Below are 16740 nucleotides of genomic sequence, written 5' to 3'. Positions count from 1 at the left end.
CCGCTTAGGCTGGAACGATGCGCTCCCGCCTCGTCCCGATCGCCCGCCGCCTGGGCGTGGTGCTCGGACTCCTCCTCGTCGCCTCGATGCTGGCGGCCCCCGCCCACGCGGCGAAGCCCAGCTCGCCGAAGCGCTTCGGCGGCTACGCGTTCGACACCTGCGTGTCCCCCTCCAACGAGGTCATGGACGCATGGAACGTGGCGTCGCCGTACACCGTCGTCGGCATCTACACCTCGGGCAACTCCCGGTACTGCGACGAGTCGAAGCAGCCGCATCTCAGCCCCGCGTGGGTCCAGCGCCAGGCGTCCCGCGGCTGGCTGTTCCTGCCGATCCACGTCGGCTACCAGGCGCCCTGCTTCGACTCGAAGTCCTCGAAGGAGCGCATGTCGTACGACCTGACCAAGGCCCGCGCCCAGGCCCGCGCCGACGCCGATGAGGCGGTGCGCAGCGCCGCACGCTACGGCTTCGCGAAGGGGAACGCGGTCTACCTCGACATCGAGTGGTACGACCGCACCAACGCGCGGTGCAGCGCCTCCGTGATGACCTTCATCGACGCCTTCGTCCAGCGCGTCCACCAGCGCGACTACAAGGTGGGCCTCTACTCCAGCGCCTCCGCCGCGATCCAGGCCGTCGACGAGGCGCGCCACGCGAAGCGCAGCGGCTTCGACTTCCCCGACCAGATGTGGTTCGCCTGGACGAACCGGAAGGCGAACACCGACGGCCGGCCCTACCTCTCGAACACGTTCTGGAGGCGCGACCGACTGCACCAGTACCACAACAACGTGGCGGTCTCCTACGGCGGACGCAAGGTCACGATCGACAAGAACGTCCTCACCGTGGGCGGCGGGTCCAAGGCCAAGAAGGAGCAGAAGGTCTGCGGCATCACGCCCACGCTGAAGCGCTACCGCAGTCTCAAGGCGGGCTCGCGCGGCGGCGACGTGAAGCTGCTGCAGTGCCTGCTCAAGCGCGCCGGCCACAGGGCCACCGTCACCGGCCGCTGGAACGCGCGGACCACGAAGGCCGTCAACTCCTACCGTGCCTCGCTCGGCTGGAAGCAGACCTCGTCGGTGTCGCGTCCGCTGTGGACCGCCCTGCTGTCGCGCGGCAAGACGCCGATCGCGCTCAAGCGGGGCAAGGTGGGCGAGCCCGTGCACCGGCTCCAGCGCACCCTGCGCGCCGCGGGCCACTCGGTCAACGTGACGGGCATCTTCGACGCCCGCACCGCGGGCGCCGTGCGCGCCTACCGCCGGAACGTGGGGCTCCCGGGCTACCAGACGGCCGACCGACGCGTGTGGGCCGCGCTCCAGGCCGGTCGCCGCTGACGGCTCAGGTGCGCGGCGCGGTCAGCATGATGCCGCCCAGCCCGACGAGCATCGCCCCACCGGTGCGCCGCACCGCGATGAGCCGGCGGGGCGACCGCACGAACCAGGCGCGCGCCGTGCCCGCCAGCAGCGCCCAGCCCGAGTCGCACACGATCGCGATGAGCAGGAAGAGCACGCCGAGCACGAGCATCTGCGCACCGATGGCCCCGGCCCCGAAGTCCACGAACTGCGGCAGCACGGCCACGAAGAACACGATCGTCTTGGGGTTGGTGACGCCGACGACGAAGCCCTCGGCGAGGCTGCGCCACGGCGAGTCGGTGGTGCCGCCGTCCCCGACGGCCGCCAGGTCGATCCTCCCGTGACGGATGGCCTGGATCCCCAGGTGGATGAGGTAGGCGGCGCCGAGCACCTTCACGACGGTGAACACCACGGCCGAGCCGGCGACGATCGCGCCGAGCCCGAGCGCCACGGCCGCGACGATCGGCAGGCCGCCGAGTCCGTTCCCCACCACGCTGAGGATCCCGGCGCGGCGTCCGTGCGCCAGCGACCGCCCGATGACGAACAGGACGCTCGGGCCGGGCACGAGGATCAGGACCAGCGACGCGAGGGAGAACGCCAGCAGGGTCTCGGGACTGGGCATGGATGAACAGTAGTCCTGCAGGCGCGCACCCCGGGGACGACGAACGGCCCACCCGGAGTCCGGGTGGGCCGTTCGCGTGGTCGGTCGATCAGTGCATGACGACCGGGGGCTGGCCCTGGTCGTCGAGCAGCCGGACCGGCTCGCTCTTGCGGGGCAGGAACGCGACCGGGATCAGCGTCACCAGGAGCACGGCGAACGCGACCCAGTAGGACTGCTCGAACGCCTGGGCCAGGTCGTTGAACCCGGCCTGCAGCTGGTCGGGCGTGACGCCCAGCAGCGAGACGAGCTCCGCGCCACGGTCGGTGTGCGAACCGGCCGCCAGCTGGGCGGGCGTGAGGCCCTCCTCGACACCGGGGATCTTCTCCGAGCCGGGGATGATCGAGCCCTTCTGCATGCCGTTGGTCAGCACGACGGAGATGACCGCGATGCCCGAGGCGCTGGCGACCTGCTGCACGACGTTCAGCAACGTCGAGCCGCGCGCCACCTCGTGGGAGGTGAGGGTCTTGAGCGCCGAGGTGAAGATCGGCATCATCGTGGCGCCCATGCCCAGCCCCATGACGAACAGCCACAGGATGATCTGCCAGTAGGGGGTGCTGGGCTCGGTGCTCATCGCCACGCCGAACATGCCGACGAGGATGCCGATGAAGCCGAACGGGACGATCCGCCCGACCGGGATCCGGTCGACGAGCGCGCCGGCGATCGGCATCGTCAGCATCGCGCCGATGCCCTGCGGGGCCACCAGGATGCCGGCCATCATGACCGACTCCCCGTGCACCTGCTGGAAGTACGTGGGCACCAGCAGCAGCGCGCCGAAGAAGGCGCTCGCGAACAGGAACATCACGATGAGCGACACGCGCAGGTTGCGGTTGCCGAGCAGCCGCAGGTCGAGCAGCGGGTGCTTGGGCTTGAACGACCAGACGACGAACGCACCGATCAGCAGCAGGCCGATGACGGTCGGGACGATCACCTTGCTGGCGAGCGCCGTGCCCTCGCCGGGGATGGACGAGATGCCGTACAGCAGCAGCGCCAGGCCGGGCGACATCAGCAGCATGCCGACGACGTCGAGGGACTCGCTCGGCTCGGGGGCGTCCTTCGGCAGCACGCGGGCGGCGTAGACCAGGCCGATCGCGCCGATCGGCAGGTTGATGAGGAACACCCAGTGCCAGGACGCGGCGTCGATCAGGATGCCGCCGATGATCGGGCCGAGGATGGGGCCGAGCAGCATCGGGATGCCCAGGATCGCCATGAGGCGACCCATGCGGTGCGGCCCGGCGGCCCGGGTCATGATCGTCATGCCCAGCGGCATCAGCATGCCGCCGCCGAGGCCCTGGAGCACGCGGAACGCGATGAGCGACTCGATGTTCCACGCCGCGGCGCACAGGACGGAGCCGAGCGTGAACAGCGCGATCGCGGTCATGTAGAGGCGCTTGGTGCCGAAGCGGTCGGCGGCCCAGCCGGTGAGCGGGATGACGGCCGCGAGCGCCAGCATGTACGCGGTGGCCGTCCAGGCGACGGTCGCGTACGCGAGCGGCTCGCCGTCGGTGGACAGCTCGGTCTGGAACGTGGGCAGCGCGACGTTCACGACCGTGACGTCCAGGATGGACATGATCGCGCCGAGCACCACCACCCCGGCGACCTTGAGGATCTCCGGGGTGATCTTGTCGTCGTCGATGACGACGTCTTCAGGAGGACTGGCTGACATCTGGTTCTTCCTTCGAAAGTGGCTTGAGGGCCTCGACGAGAGCGAGGCACTGTGCGGTGTCGAGGTCGTCGAGCAGCGTGCGCACGGCGTCCTCCTTCGACTTGAGGTGGCTCTGCGCCAGACTCCGACCGCGATCGGTGATGGCGACGAGCTTGACCCTTCGGTCCTCCGGGTTCTCGGTGCGCACGAGAAGCTTCTTGCGCACCAGCTGCTCGACGTTGCGACCGGCCGAGGCCGCCGACAACCCCACCGCCTCGGCGAGGTCGCCGATGGCGACCGGATGGTCGTGATGGGCGAGCGCGAAGACCAGTCTGGCCTGCGTGAAGGACAGTTTCAGGCCCGCGACCGTCTCCAGGGACTCACCCTCGGCCGTCGTGAAGACCTGCCCGAGGAATCCTCGGACGGCGTCGAACGCGCAGGCGTGGGGTGAGTCGTTCATGGCTCGAGAATACTAACGCACGTGCAACTATTGCGATGGCGTGACCTTCGTTACGCCCTGCGTGGACCGGGAGTTTCAGAACCTGCCGTAGAATTGCGCGAGTGCCTACACGCTCTGATCTGCGCAATGTCGCCATCGTCGCCCACGTCGACCATGGCAAGACCACTCTCGTCGACGCGATGCTGCAACAGCAGGGCGCGTACTCCGACCACCAGGAAGTGACCGATCGGGTCATGGACTCGGGTGATCTCGAGCGCGAGAAGGGCATCACCATCCTCGCGAAGAACACCGCGGTCAAGTACTACGGACCCGGCACCGAGGACATCCCCGGCAACGCCGTCACGATCAACATCATCGACACCCCCGGCCACGCCGACTTCGGTGGCGAGGTCGAGCGCGGCCTGTCGATGGTCGACGCCGTCGTGCTGCTGGTCGACGCCTCCGAGGGCCCGCTGCCCCAGACCCGCTTCGTGCTGCGCAAGGCGCTGCTGGCGAAGATGCCCGTCATCCTGGTCGTGAACAAGGTGGACCGTCCCGACGCCCGCATCGCCGAGGTCGTCGACGAGACGTACGACCTCTTCATGGACCTGCTGCCCGAGGACGCCGCCGACGACGCGCTCGACTTCCCCGTCGTCTACGCCTCCGGCAAGGCCGGCATCGCCTCCCTGGAGAAGCCCGAGGACGGCACGCTGCCCGCGGGCGAGAACCTCATCCCGCTGTTCCAGACGATCATGGAGCACGTCCCGGCCCCCGAGTACACCGAGGGCGCGCCGCTGCAGGCGCACGTCACCAACCTCGACTCCTCCCCCTTCCTGGGCCGCCTGGCGCTCGTGCGCGTCGAGGAGGGCGAGCTCAAGAAGGGCCAGCAGGTCGCATGGATGAAGCGCGACGGCTCGGTCGATCGCGTCAAGATCACCGAGCTGCTCATCACCGAGGCCCTCGACCGCAAGCCGGGCGAGAAGGCCGGCCCCGGCGACATCGTCGCCATCGCGGGCATCAGCGACATCAACATCGGTGAGACCCTGGCCGACCCCGAGAACCCGGTCGCGCTGCCGCTCATCCACGTCGACGAGCCCGCGATCTCGATGACCATCGGCACCAACACCTCGCCGCTGGCCGGTCGCGAGAAGGGCACGAAGGTCACCGCCCGCCTCGTCAAGGACCGCCTCGAGTCCGAGCTGATCGGCAACGTCTCGATCCGCGTGCTGCCCACCGAGCGTCCCGACGCGTGGGAGGTCCAGGGCCGCGGCGAGCTGGCGCTGGCCATCCTCGTCGAGCAGATGCGTCGCGAGGGCTACGAGCTCACCGTCGGCAAGCCGCAGGTCGTCACGCGCGAGATCAACGGCAAGCTGCACGAGCCCGTCGAGCGCCTCACCATCGACGCGCCCGAGGAGTACCTCGGCACGATCACCCAGCTGCTGGCCGTCCGCAAGGGCCGCATGGAGCAGATGGTCAACCACGGCACCGGCTGGGTCCGCATGGAGTTCCTGGTCCCGGCGCGCGGCCTGATCGGCTTCCGCACCGAGTTCCTCACCGACACCCGCGGCACCGGCATCGCCCACCACATCTCCGAGGGCTACGAGCCCTGGTTCGGCGAGATCTCCACGCGCCCCTCGGGCTCGCTGGTGGCCGACCGCGCCGGCGCCGTCACCTCGTTCGCCATGACCAACCTCCAGGAGCGCGGCACGCTGTTCGTCGAGCCCGCCACCGAGGTCTACGAGGGCATGATCGTCGGCGAGAACTCCCGTGATGACGACATGGACGTCAACATCACCAAGGAGAAGAAGCAGACCAACATCCGCTCGGCCACCTCGGACAACTTCGAGAAGGTCATCCCGCCGAAGAAGCTCTCGCTCGAGCAGTGCCTGGAGTTCTGCCGCGAGGACGAGTGCGTCGAGGTCACCCCGGCCAACGTGCGCATCCGCAAGGTGGTCCTGGACGCCGGCGAGCGCTCCCGCACCGCGCGCAAGCGCAAGTGACCTGACCCCAGCTCCACCGAACCCCTCCCCGGCCTCGCCGGGGAGGGGTTCGTCGTCTGCAAGCCCCCCGCGAACCTGTGCGTCTTGCGCATAGTGTGTGACACACACTATGGTGTGACGCATGGACGAGTTGACCCAGCAACACCTGCAGGAGCTGCGCCGCGGCACCGTCGTGCTCGCCTCACTGCTGAGCCTGCGCGAGCCGGGGTACGGCTACGGCCTGCTCGAGTCGCTGGCAGCGGCGGGCATCGCCGTGGACGGCAACACGCTCTACCCCCTGCTGCGACGCCTCGAGAAGCAGGGACTGCTCACCAGCGAGTGGAACACCGACGAGGCACGGCCGCGGAAGTTCTACCGCACGAGCGAAGCCGGGGAGCGCCTCACCGAGGCCCTGCTGGCCGACTGGCACGAGATCGACACCGCCTTGGGGCGGCTCACCTCCGGAGGAAGCTGATGACCACCACCCTGACCGACCGGTACGTTCACGCAGCCACCCGCTGGCTGCCGGGGAGCACCCGCACCGAGGTCGCCGCCGAGCTGCGCGAGCGGATCGGCGACACGGTCGCCGCCCGTGGCGGCACGCCTGACGCGGAGCGCGAGACCCTCGAGGAGCTCGGCGACCCGCTGCGCGTGGCGGTCGACTACACGGGGCGCGAGCCCATGCTGATCGGCCCTCGACTGTTCTTCCCGTGGCTGCGCCTGACGACGATCCTCGTCGCGGTCGTGGCACCCATCGTCACCGCGGTCGTCGTCCTCGTCGACGCGTTCGACGGCGACCCGATCGGGTCGATCATCGGCGGCGGCGTGTGGATGATGCTCGAGATGGTCGTGCACCTGGTCTTCTGGACGACGCTGGTGTTCGCGATCCTGGAGTGGACGGGGACGAAGGCCGAGGTCGAGACCTGGTCCGTCGACCAGCTGCCCGAGACCGACACGGGCACCGGCACCGCCGCCCTCGTCGCCAGCCTCGTCTTCCTGCCGATCTTCGCCGCCCTGATCGTGTGGCAGCACTTCGGCTCGCCGTTCTTCGCCGACGGTGAGCGGATCCCCATGGCCGACCCGGACCTGTGGTCCTGGTACCTGCCGCTCGTGCTGCTGACCTTGGCCCTCGAGCTGGGTCACGCTCTGTGGATCCACCGCACCGGCTGGACGTGGCCGGCGGCCTGGGCGAACCTCGTGCTCACCCTGCTGTTCGCCGTGCCCACGATCGTGCTGCTGCTCGACGGGGCCATCGTGAACCCCGACCTCGTCACCCACCTGGGGTGGGACGCCGACGTCACCCAGAAGGCGATGAACGGGATCGCGGTCGGCGTGGGCCTGGTCAGCCTGTGGGAGGGATTCGACGGCTTCCGCAAGGCGTACGCCCGCAGCCGCGGGTGAGCGTGCGCGGGGCGAGGGTCAGTAGCCCGAGCCCCGCGTCTGCGCAAGGTAGACCAGCGCGGCGACGGTGCCCAGCAGCGGCAGGATGCTGATTGGCTGGCGCACGACGATGTCGACGAAGATCGACAGCGGCAGGATCACCAGCCAGATGTTCTTGGGCAGCGTGCCGGCCATCTCGAAGTCGTACGGCTTGCGGCGGACGCAGTCGACCAGGGCGAAGACCTTGGTGCACATCAAGACCCACCAGATCAGTCCGGTCACGAAACCCATGGGGGGAAGACTACGGTGGGCACCACCCTGAGGTGGTGCCCACCGTGGATTCTCTGGGGGACGAGGTCAGGCCGAGGTGCTCGGCGCACCCGTGGACGACGTGGTCGTCGACGAGGTCGAGGCCTTCTTCGCCGGCGCCTTCTTCGCGGCGGCGGACTTCGTCGCCGTGGCCTTCTTGGCCGGCGTCGTCTTCTTGGCCGCGGAGGTCTTCTTGGCGGTCGCGGTGGAAGCGGACTTCGTGGCCGGCGCCTTCTTGGCCGTCGTGGACTTCGCGGTCGAGGCCTTCTTGGCGGTGGTGGTCTTCGCCGCCGTCGACTTCTTGGCCGCGGTGGACTTCGCCGCCGTCGACTTCTTGGCCGCGGTCTTCTTCGCCGCCGACTCCTTCTTCGCCGCGGTCGCGGCCGAGGTGCTCGACTTCTTGGCCGGCGAGGCCTTCTTCGTGCCGGTCGGCGCCGTGGCCTTGCGGATGCGGGCCGAGCTGGCGAACGACGCGGCAGCGGCGCCGGCGCTCTCGGTGGCGTCCTCGACGGCCTCGGCGGCCTTGCCGGTCAGGTCCTCGGCCTTGGCGGTGAGCTCGTCGATGATCTCCTCGGCCTTGCCCTTGAGGTCGTCGACCAGGTCGTCGGCCTTCTCGCGGAAGTCGTCGACGGCGCTCTTGAGGTCGTCGACCTTGACGTCCTCGACCTTGCCGCGCAGCTCGGCGACGAAGGCCTCGGCGCGGGCCGAGAAGTCCTCGGCAGCCGTGCGGACGTCGTCGACGGTCAGGCTCTTGGCCAGGACGCGGAAGTCGTCGCTCTTCTTCACGAGGTCGGAGTAGGCGGCCGTGGCCGAGCCGAGCGCGGTCTGCGCGAGGGTCTCGGCCTTCTTCTGCAGGGTGCTCACGTCGAAGCCCTTGACCGTGGACGGCAGGGCGGCGATGTCGTCCAGGATGGACTTGATCTGGGCGTTGATGGTGTCGGTGATGCTCATGGGTTCTCCTCGAGGTCTGCGGTTCCGACGAACGAACGGTAGATGTCCCGCAGCGCCGTCTTCTGGCGTGCGGTCAACCGCGGATCGCGGTCGATGGCGTCCTCGACCAGGGGCGCTCCCGACTGCTCGGCATCGAGGATGCCGGCGCGGACGTAGAGCGACTCGGCCGAGATCCTCAGTGCCTTCGCGATCTGCTGCAGCACCTCGGCGGACGGTTTGCGCAGACCTCGCTCGATCTGGCTGAGGTACGGATTCGAGACGTCCGCGAGCTCGGCCAGCTGTCGCAGCGACATCTGCGCCTGGGTGCGCTGGTCGCGCAGGTACTCGCCGAGCGACCCCACGGCCGACCCGACGCTTCCCGACACGTTCAGCTTTCCCATGTCTCCAGCGTGCTTGCAAAAGTTAGCATTTGCAAGCAAGTGTGATGCAACGGACACGACGGGGTGAAAAGACGTGAAACGGGTGGGGCTCGCGTTAGCCTGTGGTGGCCGATGTGCTCTCGGGCGGCCGCACCTTCGACCCAGCCCGCTTCTCCATGACCTCCTTGCTCCACCGGGCCCTGCTCGCGTTCGCCCTCACCGGCACCTTCCTCATCGCCCCCGCCGCCGCTGCGGACGCCGCCCCGAAGAAGCCCGCCAAGGTCACGAAGATCCGAGCGAAGACCAGCACGTCGACGCTCACGATCCACTGGGCGCGTCCTGCCCGCGCCAAGAAGGTCGCGATCTGCGTCAAGACGGCTCCACGCGCGAGGTCCTGCATCCGCAAGGTCAAGACGCGCCGGAACTCCATCACGTTCCGGGCGCTGCGGCCCAACTCCGGCACCGACTTCTACTACCGCCTCACCTCCTACCGCGGGAAGTACAAGGCCGCCACGCGCTGGAAGAAGGCGAACCTGCGCGTCGGCAAGGGCACCGCGAACCGCGTCGTGGGCGGCCGTGGGCACTACCTGTCGTACCACTGGTCGAAGGTCAGGAGCGCCTCGAGCTATGAGATCCAGCTGTCGACCAACCATCGCTTCAGCGGCCGGGTCGTCCAGGCGGGCCGCAAGGGCCTCGGCGCCAGAATCGACGACCTCAACGGCGGCATGACCTACCACGCCCGGGTCCGTGGCGTGAACGGGAAGGTCAAGGGCGCGTGGGGTCCCGTCACGCGCACCAAGCTGGCCGCCGTCCCCTCGCGGGTCACCGTCGCGACGTACAACCTGTGCGGCGAGGACAAGTGCCGCAGCGCCGACAGCGGCGCGTGGTTCCTGCGCAACGTGCCGACCTGGGCCGTGCGCAAGCCGCTGGCCGGCGCGGTCGTCCGGTCGGGCTCCCCCGACGTCGTGGTGACGCAGGAGTCGGCGACCCGGACCGCCTTCCACACGCAGCTGCCCGGCTTCACCCGCGGCGCCTACAAGAGCGCCAAGACGATCTACTTCCGGTCGTCGCGGTTCACCGCCCTCGGCGGTGGCGGCCTCACGCTGGACTCCGCCACCGGCCGGTACGCCACGTGGAACCTGCTGCGCGACCGGAAGACGGGGACCGCCTTCATCGTCACCAACGCCCACCTCGAGCCGCACAAGGGCGCCGCTCGTGACGAGCTACGCCTCAAGCAGACCGCGCGGCTGATCTCCAAGGTCAACGCCCTCAACCCGCACCGCCTCCCGGTGGTGTGGGGCGGGGACTTCAACTCGAACGAGTCGAACGCGAACCAGGACAACTACCCCGGTGGCTTCGACGCCCCCACCCAGCGCTTCGCGCGCCACGGCATCGTGAACTCGCTCGGCCTCGCCGGCTCGGCGATCAACGCCGAGCTGAACAGCGCGAACGCCGGTGTGCCGGTGCCGAAGTCGAACGGTCACCACGTCGACGCGATCTTCGTCCCGAGCTCGGGAATCACGGTGGAGGCTTGGTCGATGCCGGCGAACTTCATCCAGACCGAGACCGGCCGCGAGTACTCCACGCCGTTCCCGTCCGACCACAATCCCGTCGTCGCGAGGCTGGTCGTCGCGACCCCGTAGGATGCCCACGTGGCCGGTCTTTTTCGCTCAGTGTGCCTGGTGGGCGCGGGCGTCGCGCTGACCGGGTTCGCCGGCCTGCTGGCCGCCACCACCGACTCCGAGGGCCGCGGCCCGGTCGTCGAGCTGGCGGGGCTCGAGGAGCCCTATCTCAAGGTCACCTCGGTCGACGTCGATCCCCGCGAGGTGTCGCTCGCGTGGGCGGGCAACGGCAGCGAGTACCGGGTCAGCCTCGGCGAGGACCTGACCAAGCCCACGCGCACCCTCATCACCACCCAGCCGCAGGCGGTCCTGCCCGCGCCGGACGCCGCCGACCCCAAGGGCCGCGTGAGCTACCGCGTCGAGGCCGTCGACGAGGGAGACACCGAGATGGCGGTCGAGGGCACCGTCACGCTGCTGCCCCACGTGCCGGCGAAGCCTAAGGTGAAGCTCACGGCGCCCGACGGCGCGGTGCTGAAGTGGAAGCGCGCCGCCTACGCCACCACCTACGACGTCGCGGTGTCCCACTCCAAGCGCGAGCTGCCGCGCAAGGTCCGGCGCCTGAAGGAGGGCGGCACCGCCTTCGCCACCACCTCGCTCAAGCCCGAGAAGACCTACTACGTGCGCGTCCGGGCCGTCGGCGAGGCCGGCGTCAGTGAGTTCGGGCCGCCGATCAAGCTCACCACTCCCCCGGAGGCGTCGGAGTTCACGATCGGCTCGTGGAACATCTGCGCCGAGGCGTGCTCCGGCTTCGGCGGCCGCCGCGGCCCGCAGGCCGCGCAGGTCCACGCGGCCGAGGTCGACATCATGGCCGTCCAGGAGGCGGGCGGGAAGCGGGTCGGCCCCACCACGAACGCCGCCTTCAGCGGAGGCCCGCGGGGCCTCGTGATGGCCCAGGGCGGCGGCAACTCGCGCTACCTCTTCTACTCACCGGAGAAGTTCGAGCAGCTCGCCGGCGGGCGCTGGTCGCTGGGCCACGGCCGCTGGGCCACGTGGGCGCGCCTGGAGGACAAGGAGACCGAGCGACCGTTCGTCGTCGTCAGCGTCCATCTGCTCAGCGGCCACAACAAGACCGGTCAGCGCGCCTCCGAGATGCGCACCCTGATGGGTGGCCTCGCCTCGGTCAATCCCGCGGGCGATCCCGTCGTGCTGGCCGGCGACTTCAACTCGGGAACGCACCGCAACGGCGACACCGTCGGCCCGATCGTGCGCGCGAACGGGTACCGCGACACCGTCGAGGTCGCCGAGGAGACCGAGAACGCCCAGGTCAACACCGGCAGCCGCCGCGGCGACTCGGCGATCATGTCCGCCGACCACGTCGACCACATCTACGTGTCCGACCAGTGGGCCGTCCCGGCCTGGAAGCAGTGGGCGAGCCTGAGCGGCACCACCTACGTCGGACCGTGGCTGTCCGACCACAACATGATCGGCGCCACCGTGGCCCTCGAGCGCGACGACGAGGAGCTCGTGAAGGAGCCCAGCGAGGTCGTCACCGTGCCCGCGGAGATCGACGAGGACGTCGCACCGGGCACGCTCAACTGACGTCCGGCCCTGTCCTCATGCTGAAAACGATGTGACTGAAGTGACATCCGGCGGTTAGGCTCTCGACCATGCGTCTTCGCCTGCTCGCCTGTTCCGTGATCGCCGTCCTCACCGCGGCCACGCTCGGCACTCCCGCGGAGGCGGCCTCCAAGAAGCCCGGCGGGGTCGGCCTGGTGTCGGTCACCGGCGCCGCCACCTACGAGTCCGGGGGCAAGAAGTACGCCAAGGTCTCGATCACCTGGCCGAAGGCCACGCGAGCCAAGAAGTACCAGGTCTTCGCCGCGGGCTCCCGCGCCGGAGTCCTGAAGGCCAAGAAGGCGCGCGTCACCACGAAGTCCCGGCGCGCGACGATCACGAAGCTGCGCCGCAACCGCACCGTCTGGATCCAGGTGCGCGCCGTGAACGGCTCCAAGGCCGGCAAGCGGTCGGCCCGCATCGCCCGCGTGACGCCCGCCGCGACGAAGTCCCTCAGCACCAAGCGGTACCCCGCGTACAAGCTGATGAGCTACAACGTCTGCTCGAACGCGTGCAGCGGCTGGAGCTCGCGGATGCCCCTCGTGATCCGGGAGGTCCAGCGGATCAGGCCCGACGTCCTGGCCGTCCAGGAGGCCAGCCAGTGGAAGGGCGCCCAGATCCCCGGCTACACCGAGACCCTCGGCGGCAAGGACAACCGGATCTTCTACCGCACCGCCGCCTTCGAGCAGGTGACGCAGCAGCTGTCAGCCACCCAGCAGTCTGCCGAGTGCGAGACCACGTGGGACCCGGTCGCGAGGAAGGACGTGCGGGTCGAGCCGTGCATCCTGCCGCTCGACGGCGTCGCCGAGCCCGAGGGCAAGGACGCGCCCTGGACGGTCCTGCGCCACCGGGCCAGCGGCCAGGCCGCCGTCTTCGTGGGCGTCCACCTCAAGGTCGACGAGGCCCGCTCCAACGCCGGCGTCCGCGCCTCCCAGACCTCGAAGATCTTCGCCGACCTGAACAGCCAGCTCGCCTGGTGGGGCAAGCGGATGCACAACCTCCCGGTCGTCCTGATCGGCGACTTCAACACCAACCGCAGCCGTGCCGGCAACAGCCGGCTCGAGTCCGTGATGCACGCGAACGGCTTCTACGACGCCTACGAGCAGGCCCGCTCGGTGTCACGCCAGCACTTCAACACCGCCAACCCGCGCTGGTCCACCCAGCCCGTCGTCGGTGTGACGTGGGGCGACCACGTGGACAAGGTCTGGGTGCGCCCCGGGCGGTCGCGCGTGGTGCAGTGGGCCAACGTCGGCCTGATGTCCGGCGGCCGCTTCGTGGCCCCGCTGCCCTCGGACCACCACCCGCTGCTGGTGCGCGCCCAGATCTCCTGACCCGGGCGCGCCCGCCTCAGCCCTTCTTGTGGCGGGGCTTCTTGTCCTTCGCGTCGGGCTTGGAGTACGGCTTTCCCGCGCCCTTGGCATAGGGCTTCGACGGCGGCCGCTTGCGCTCGCCGCCGGGACGGCCCGCGTCGGGCTGGATGTCGATCTTCCGGCCCGAGATGCGGGTGCCGGCCAGCTGGTCGAACACCGCGTCGGGCAGGTCGGCCGGCAGCTCCACGATCGTGTGCTCGAGCCCGATCGTGATCTTGCCGAAGTCCGAGCGCTTCAGGCCGCCCTCGTTGGCGAGCGCGCCGACGACCATCGCGGGCCGGATCTTGTGGCGCTTGCCGACCGCCAGCCGGTAGGTGGCCATGCCGTCGGAGGTGGGACGCGGGGCGCGCTCACTGCGCTCGCGCGGGGCCCGCTTCTCCTGCGGCGGGTCGGGACGCAGGAAGAACTCCTTGTCGTCCTGGCCCATCACGGCGAGCGCGGCCGCGATGTCGGTCATGTCGACGTCGTGCTCCTGCGCGTACTGCTCCACGAGGCCGCGGTAGACGCTGAACTGTGGGTCGCCCATGGCGTTGGTGATCGAGCTGGCGAACCGGTCGGCGCGGCGGGCGTTGACCTCGTCGGGCGTCGGCACCGGCATCTGCTCCACCGGCCGGCCCGAGACCCGCTCGAGGGACTCGAGCATCCGGCGCTCGCGCGGGGTGACGAACACGATGGCGTCGCCCGAGCGGCCGGCGCGACCCGTGCGGCCGATGCGGTGCACGTACGCCTCGGGGTCGTGCGGGATGTCGTAGTTGACCACGTGGGTGATGCGGTCGACGTCGAGGCCGCGGGCGGCCACGTCCGTGGCCACGACGATGTCGATCGCGCCGCTCTTGAGCTGGCCGACGGTGCGCTCGCGCTGGGCCTGGGCGAGGTCGCCGTTGAGCGCGGCCACGGTGTAGCCGCGGCTGCGGAGCTTCTCGGCGAGCTCCTCGGTGGCCGACTTCGTGCGCACGAAGATCAGCATCGCGTCGCCCTGCTCGACCTCGAGCACGCGCGTCAGCGCGTCGAGCTTGTTGTGGTGCGAGACCGGCATCCAGCGCTGGCGCACGCTGGTGGTGCTGCGCTTCGCCTCCGGCGTCGAGATGTCCTGCGGGTCGTGCAGGTACCGCTTCGCGAGCCGGCGGATGCCCGGGGGCATCGTCGCGGAGAACAGCGCGACCTGCTTGTACTCGGGGGTGTCGGCCAGGATGCGCTCGACGTCCTCGGCGAAGCCCATGTTGAGCATCTCGTCGGCCTCGTCGAGGACGAGCATCTCCAGGTGCGACAGGTCGAGCGAGCCGCGGTCGAGGTGGTCGATCACGCGACCGGGCGTGCCGACGACGACCTGCGCACCGCGCTTGAGGCCCTGCAGCTGGGCGCCGTAGCTCTGGCCGCCGTAGACCGGCAGCACCTTCAGACCCGTGCCCGCGGAGTAGCTCTGGATCGCCTCGCTGACCTGGAGCGCGAGCTCGCGCGTGGGCGCCAGGACGAGCGCCTGCGTGCGCGGCGAGCCGGGGTCCAGGCGCTGGACCATCGGCAGCGCGAACGCGGCGGTCTTGCCGGTGCCGGTCTGGGCCAGGCCCACGACGTCGCCGCCCTTGAGCAGCGCGGGGATCGCCTGCGCCTGGATCGGGCTGGGCGTCTCGTAGCCGAGCCCGCGCACCACGGCGACGAGCGAGTCGTCCAGGCCGAGGTCGTCGAAAGAGGTCTCTTCGGTCATCACAGGTTCAATCCGGCCCGCACGTGCAGGCCTGCGTCGGGGTCGACGATCGGTTCCTGCGCGGCGGCGACGCCGTCGGCGAGGAGCGTGGCGTCGACCGGGGTGTTCCGCTTGATCAGCGCGAGCGCGATGGGCCCGAGCTCGTGGTGGCGTGCGGCACTGCCGACCTGCCCGACGACCTTGTCGCCGAGGAGGACGTCGGCACCGTGCGCCGGGAGGTGGTCGACGGAGCCGTCGACGTGGAGCAGGGTCAGCCGGCGGGGCGGGCGGCCGAGGTTGTAGACGCGGGCCACCGTCTCCTGGCCCCGGTAGCAGCCCTTGTCGAGGTGAACGGCCGAGCCGAGCAGCCCGACCTCGTTGGGGATCGTGCGCTCGTCGGTGTCGAGGCCGAAGCGGGGCCGCCCCGCCTCGATCCGCAGCGCCTCCCAGGCCAGCACGCCCACGGGCGTGCCCGGCACGGAGGTCAGGTCGTCCGTGAGCTCGGTGACGAGGCCACCGGCGTACCGGCCGACCACGAAGCGGTCGTCGACCGCCGCGACCTCGACGCGCGACATGAAGCGCATCCGGTCGAGGAACTGCACCAGCGCCGCGCCCGCGCCGGGCTCGGTGTGGGCCCAGAAGGTCTCGCCGTCGTCGACGCCGCTGAAGTCGTGCTCGATCCGGCCCTGCGGCGAGAGCAGCAGCACGTCGGTCCAGCGACCGGCGGCCAGGCCCTCGAGGTACTGCGTGGTGAGCGAGTGCAACCACGTCAGCCGGTCGGGACCGGTGATCCGCAGGACGTCGCGGTTCGAGAGGTCGACGAAGCCCTCGCCCGACAGCAGCGTGCGCTGCTCGGCGGCGAAGGTGGAGCCGTAGTGCGCCGCGACGCCCGCGTCGAGACCCTCGGAGTCGACGGCGCCCTGGCGGTCCAGCAGCGGGCTACGCACGCTCGAGCTTTCCCCAGAGGTGCGACTGCATGGGCTGACCCTCGGCGGCCATGTCGTAGGCGTACATCAGCGCGCCCTCGACGAGTCCGTACATCCGCTGTCCCGCGGTGTACTCCTTGGCGGTCACGGTGCGGGCCACGACGTCGGTGGCCAGGGTGATCCGGGCGCCGTCCCCCTCGCCGTACCAGATCTCGGCGTAACCGGTGGGGTGCGCCAGGACCAGCTCGACCCTGCCCTCCTCCGAGGGACGCAGGAAGCCGGTCTCGAGGGCGCCGGGGCGAACGCGCTCCCCCGCCTCGTCGGTGATCCAGGTGCGGCTGAAGTAGTGCAGGAACGGCCGGCCGTCATGGGCGAAGGCCACCTCCTGCTCGTAGCCGAACGCCTCGATGGTGGGGTAGTCGCCGCGGCCGTTGCCGTGCCAGGTCCCGAGGAGCCACGCCACGGGCATCAGCTCGGGGTGCAGGTCGGTGGGAATCTGGAAGGCCATGGGTTCCATGCTATCGGCC

General features: G+C 70.0%; 16 protein-coding genes. 7 read left to right on the top strand and 9 right to left on the bottom strand.

Going from position 1 to position 16740, the window contains the following annotated elements; genetic code table 11:
* Positions 1 to 17 precede the first annotated feature (17 nt).
* Entirely contained in the window at positions 18 to 1322 is a 1305-nt protein-coding gene (locus tag ACY1JX_RS11585) for a glycoside hydrolase domain-containing protein (RefSeq protein ID WP_462564060.1), read from the top strand.
* Between the two features lie 4 nt (positions 1323 to 1326).
* Here ACY1JX_RS11585 and ACY1JX_RS11580 read toward each other — a convergent pair whose 3' ends face one another.
* The 3 genes from ACY1JX_RS11580 to ACY1JX_RS11570 form a co-directional block, all read right to left on the bottom strand.
* Positions 1327 to 1962, bottom strand: coding sequence for a LysE family translocator (locus ACY1JX_RS11580; protein ID WP_462564059.1), 636 nt, complete (start codon positions 1960 to 1962; stop codon positions 1327 to 1329).
* Positions 1963 to 2050: 88 nt separating this feature from the next.
* Positions 2051 to 3664 (bottom strand): DHA2 family efflux MFS transporter permease subunit, encoded by a 1614-nt coding sequence (locus ACY1JX_RS11575; RefSeq protein ID WP_286931026.1) that lies wholly within the window; start codon positions 3662 to 3664, stop codon positions 2051 to 2053.
* Positions 3645 to 4103 (bottom strand): MarR family winged helix-turn-helix transcriptional regulator, encoded by a 459-nt coding sequence (locus ACY1JX_RS11570; RefSeq protein ID WP_462564058.1) that lies wholly within the window; start codon positions 4101 to 4103, stop codon positions 3645 to 3647. Before ACY1JX_RS11570 ends, ACY1JX_RS11575 begins: the two co-directional genes overlap by 20 nt.
* A 101-nt stretch (positions 4104 to 4204) precedes the next feature.
* On the opposite strand from ACY1JX_RS11570, the gene typA reads away from it, so the two are divergent.
* From typA to ACY1JX_RS11555, 3 genes are all read left to right on the top strand, one after another.
* Positions 4205 to 6082 (top strand): translational GTPase TypA, encoded by a 1878-nt coding sequence (gene typA / locus ACY1JX_RS11565; RefSeq protein WP_181753098.1) that lies wholly within the window; start codon positions 4205 to 4207, stop codon positions 6080 to 6082.
* Positions 6083 to 6203: 121 nt separating this feature from the next.
* A complete protein-coding gene (locus ACY1JX_RS11560; RefSeq protein ID WP_181753101.1) occupies positions 6204 to 6536 on the top strand; it encodes a PadR family transcriptional regulator in 333 nt (110 codons plus the stop codon).
* Positions 6536 to 7462 carry a hypothetical protein gene (locus ACY1JX_RS11555; protein WP_462564057.1) on the top strand — a complete coding sequence of 309 codons (927 nt, stop codon included), beginning with the start codon at positions 6536 to 6538 and terminating at the stop codon, positions 7460 to 7462. Before ACY1JX_RS11560 ends, ACY1JX_RS11555 begins: the two co-directional genes overlap by 1 nt.
* A gap of 18 nt (positions 7463 to 7480) precedes the next feature.
* Here the strand turns inward: ACY1JX_RS11555 and ACY1JX_RS11550 are convergent, their stop codons facing one another.
* The 3 genes from ACY1JX_RS11550 to ACY1JX_RS11540 all read right to left on the bottom strand — a co-directional run bounded on the left by ACY1JX_RS11550 (position 7481) and on the right by ACY1JX_RS11540 (position 9081).
* Complete coding sequence (locus ACY1JX_RS11550) at positions 7481 to 7732, bottom strand: DUF2516 family protein (RefSeq protein ID WP_181753104.1); 252 nt, start codon at positions 7730 to 7732, stop codon at positions 7481 to 7483.
* Between the two features lie 66 nt (positions 7733 to 7798).
* Complete coding sequence (locus tag ACY1JX_RS11545; RefSeq protein ID WP_462564056.1) at positions 7799 to 8701, bottom strand: hypothetical protein; 903 nt, start codon at positions 8699 to 8701, stop codon at positions 7799 to 7801.
* Complete coding sequence (locus tag ACY1JX_RS11540; RefSeq protein ID WP_181753106.1) at positions 8698 to 9081, bottom strand: helix-turn-helix domain-containing protein; 384 nt, start codon at positions 9079 to 9081, stop codon at positions 8698 to 8700. The genes ACY1JX_RS11545 and ACY1JX_RS11540 overlap by 4 nt, the downstream gene beginning before the upstream one ends.
* A 104-nt stretch (positions 9082 to 9185) precedes the next feature.
* Here ACY1JX_RS11540 and ACY1JX_RS11535 point away from each other — a divergent pair, with 104 nt between their 5' ends.
* From ACY1JX_RS11535 to ACY1JX_RS11525, 3 genes are all read left to right on the top strand, one after another.
* Entirely contained in the window at positions 9186 to 10703 is a 1518-nt protein-coding gene (locus ACY1JX_RS11535; protein WP_286931022.1) for an exonuclease/endonuclease/phosphatase family protein, read from the top strand.
* Between the two features lie 9 nt (positions 10704 to 10712).
* Complete coding sequence (locus ACY1JX_RS11530; RefSeq protein ID WP_462564055.1) at positions 10713 to 12221, top strand: endonuclease/exonuclease/phosphatase family protein; 1509 nt, start codon at positions 10713 to 10715, stop codon at positions 12219 to 12221.
* A 68-nt stretch (positions 12222 to 12289) separates the two neighbouring features.
* A complete protein-coding gene (locus ACY1JX_RS11525; protein WP_462564054.1) occupies positions 12290 to 13567 on the top strand; it encodes an endonuclease/exonuclease/phosphatase family protein in 1278 nt (425 codons plus the stop codon).
* A gap of 16 nt (positions 13568 to 13583) precedes the next feature.
* Here ACY1JX_RS11525 and ACY1JX_RS11520 read toward each other — a convergent pair whose 3' ends face one another.
* The 3 genes from ACY1JX_RS11520 to ACY1JX_RS11510 are packed head-to-tail and all read right to left on the bottom strand — an operon-like array spanning position 13584 to position 16721.
* On the bottom strand, positions 13584 to 15308 hold the full coding sequence (locus tag ACY1JX_RS11520) for a DEAD/DEAH box helicase (protein WP_462564053.1): 1725 nt from the start codon (positions 15306 to 15308) through the stop codon (positions 13584 to 13586).
* Positions 15308 to 16234: a CAF17-like 4Fe-4S cluster assembly/insertion protein YgfZ gene (gene ygfZ, locus ACY1JX_RS11515; RefSeq protein WP_462564052.1), complete on the bottom strand. Its 927-nt coding sequence runs from the start codon at positions 16232 to 16234 to the stop codon at positions 15308 to 15310. Before ygfZ ends, ACY1JX_RS11520 begins: the two co-directional genes overlap by 1 nt.
* Positions 16227 to 16721 carry a heme-binding beta-barrel domain-containing protein gene (locus tag ACY1JX_RS11510; RefSeq protein ID WP_462564051.1) on the bottom strand — a complete coding sequence of 165 codons (495 nt, stop codon included), beginning with the start codon at positions 16719 to 16721 and terminating at the stop codon, positions 16227 to 16229. The genes ygfZ and ACY1JX_RS11510 overlap by 8 nt, the downstream gene beginning before the upstream one ends.
* Positions 16722 to 16740: the final 19 nt, after the last annotated feature.

Source organism: Aeromicrobium sp. JP4 (assembly GCF_054957925.1).
Note: the sequence above shows the minus strand (reverse complement) of the source record. Positions and strands in the feature narration are given on the sequence as shown.

What these genes read in the sequence shown, in the direction of transcription:
- ACY1JX_RS11585 (WP_462564060.1), top strand. Translation starts at nt 18, where the DNA reads ATGCGCTCCCGCCTCGTCCCGATCGCCCGCCGCCTGGGCGTGGTGCTC.
- ACY1JX_RS11580 (WP_462564059.1), bottom strand. Translation starts at nt 1,962, where the DNA reads ATGCCCAGTCCCGAGACCCTGCTGGCGTTCTCCCTCGCGTCGCTGGTC.
- ACY1JX_RS11575 (WP_286931026.1), bottom strand. Translation starts at nt 3,664, where the DNA reads ATGTCAGCCAGTCCTCCTGAAGACGTCGTCATCGACGACGACAAGATC.
- ACY1JX_RS11570 (WP_462564058.1), bottom strand. Translation starts at nt 4,103, where the DNA reads ATGAACGACTCACCCCACGCCTGCGCGTTCGACGCCGTCCGAGGATTC.
- ACY1JX_RS11560 (WP_181753101.1), top strand. Translation starts at nt 6,204, where the DNA reads ATGGACGAGTTGACCCAGCAACACCTGCAGGAGCTGCGCCGCGGCACC.
- ACY1JX_RS11555 (WP_462564057.1), top strand. Translation starts at nt 6,536, where the DNA reads ATGACCACCACCCTGACCGACCGGTACGTTCACGCAGCCACCCGCTGG.
- ACY1JX_RS11550 (WP_181753104.1), bottom strand. Translation starts at nt 7,732, where the DNA reads ATGGGTTTCGTGACCGGACTGATCTGGTGGGTCTTGATGTGCACCAAG.
- ACY1JX_RS11545 (WP_462564056.1), bottom strand. Translation starts at nt 8,701, where the DNA reads ATGAGCATCACCGACACCATCAACGCCCAGATCAAGTCCATCCTGGAC.
- ACY1JX_RS11540 (WP_181753106.1), bottom strand. Translation starts at nt 9,081, where the DNA reads ATGGGAAAGCTGAACGTGTCGGGAAGCGTCGGGTCGGCCGTGGGGTCG.
- ACY1JX_RS11525 (WP_462564054.1), top strand. Translation starts at nt 12,290, where the DNA reads ATGCGTCTTCGCCTGCTCGCCTGTTCCGTGATCGCCGTCCTCACCGCG.
- ACY1JX_RS11520 (WP_462564053.1), bottom strand. Translation starts at nt 15,308, where the DNA reads ATGACCGAAGAGACCTCTTTCGACGACCTCGGCCTGGACGACTCGCTC.
- ACY1JX_RS11510 (WP_462564051.1), bottom strand. Translation starts at nt 16,721, where the DNA reads ATGGCCTTCCAGATTCCCACCGACCTGCACCCCGAGCTGATGCCCGTG.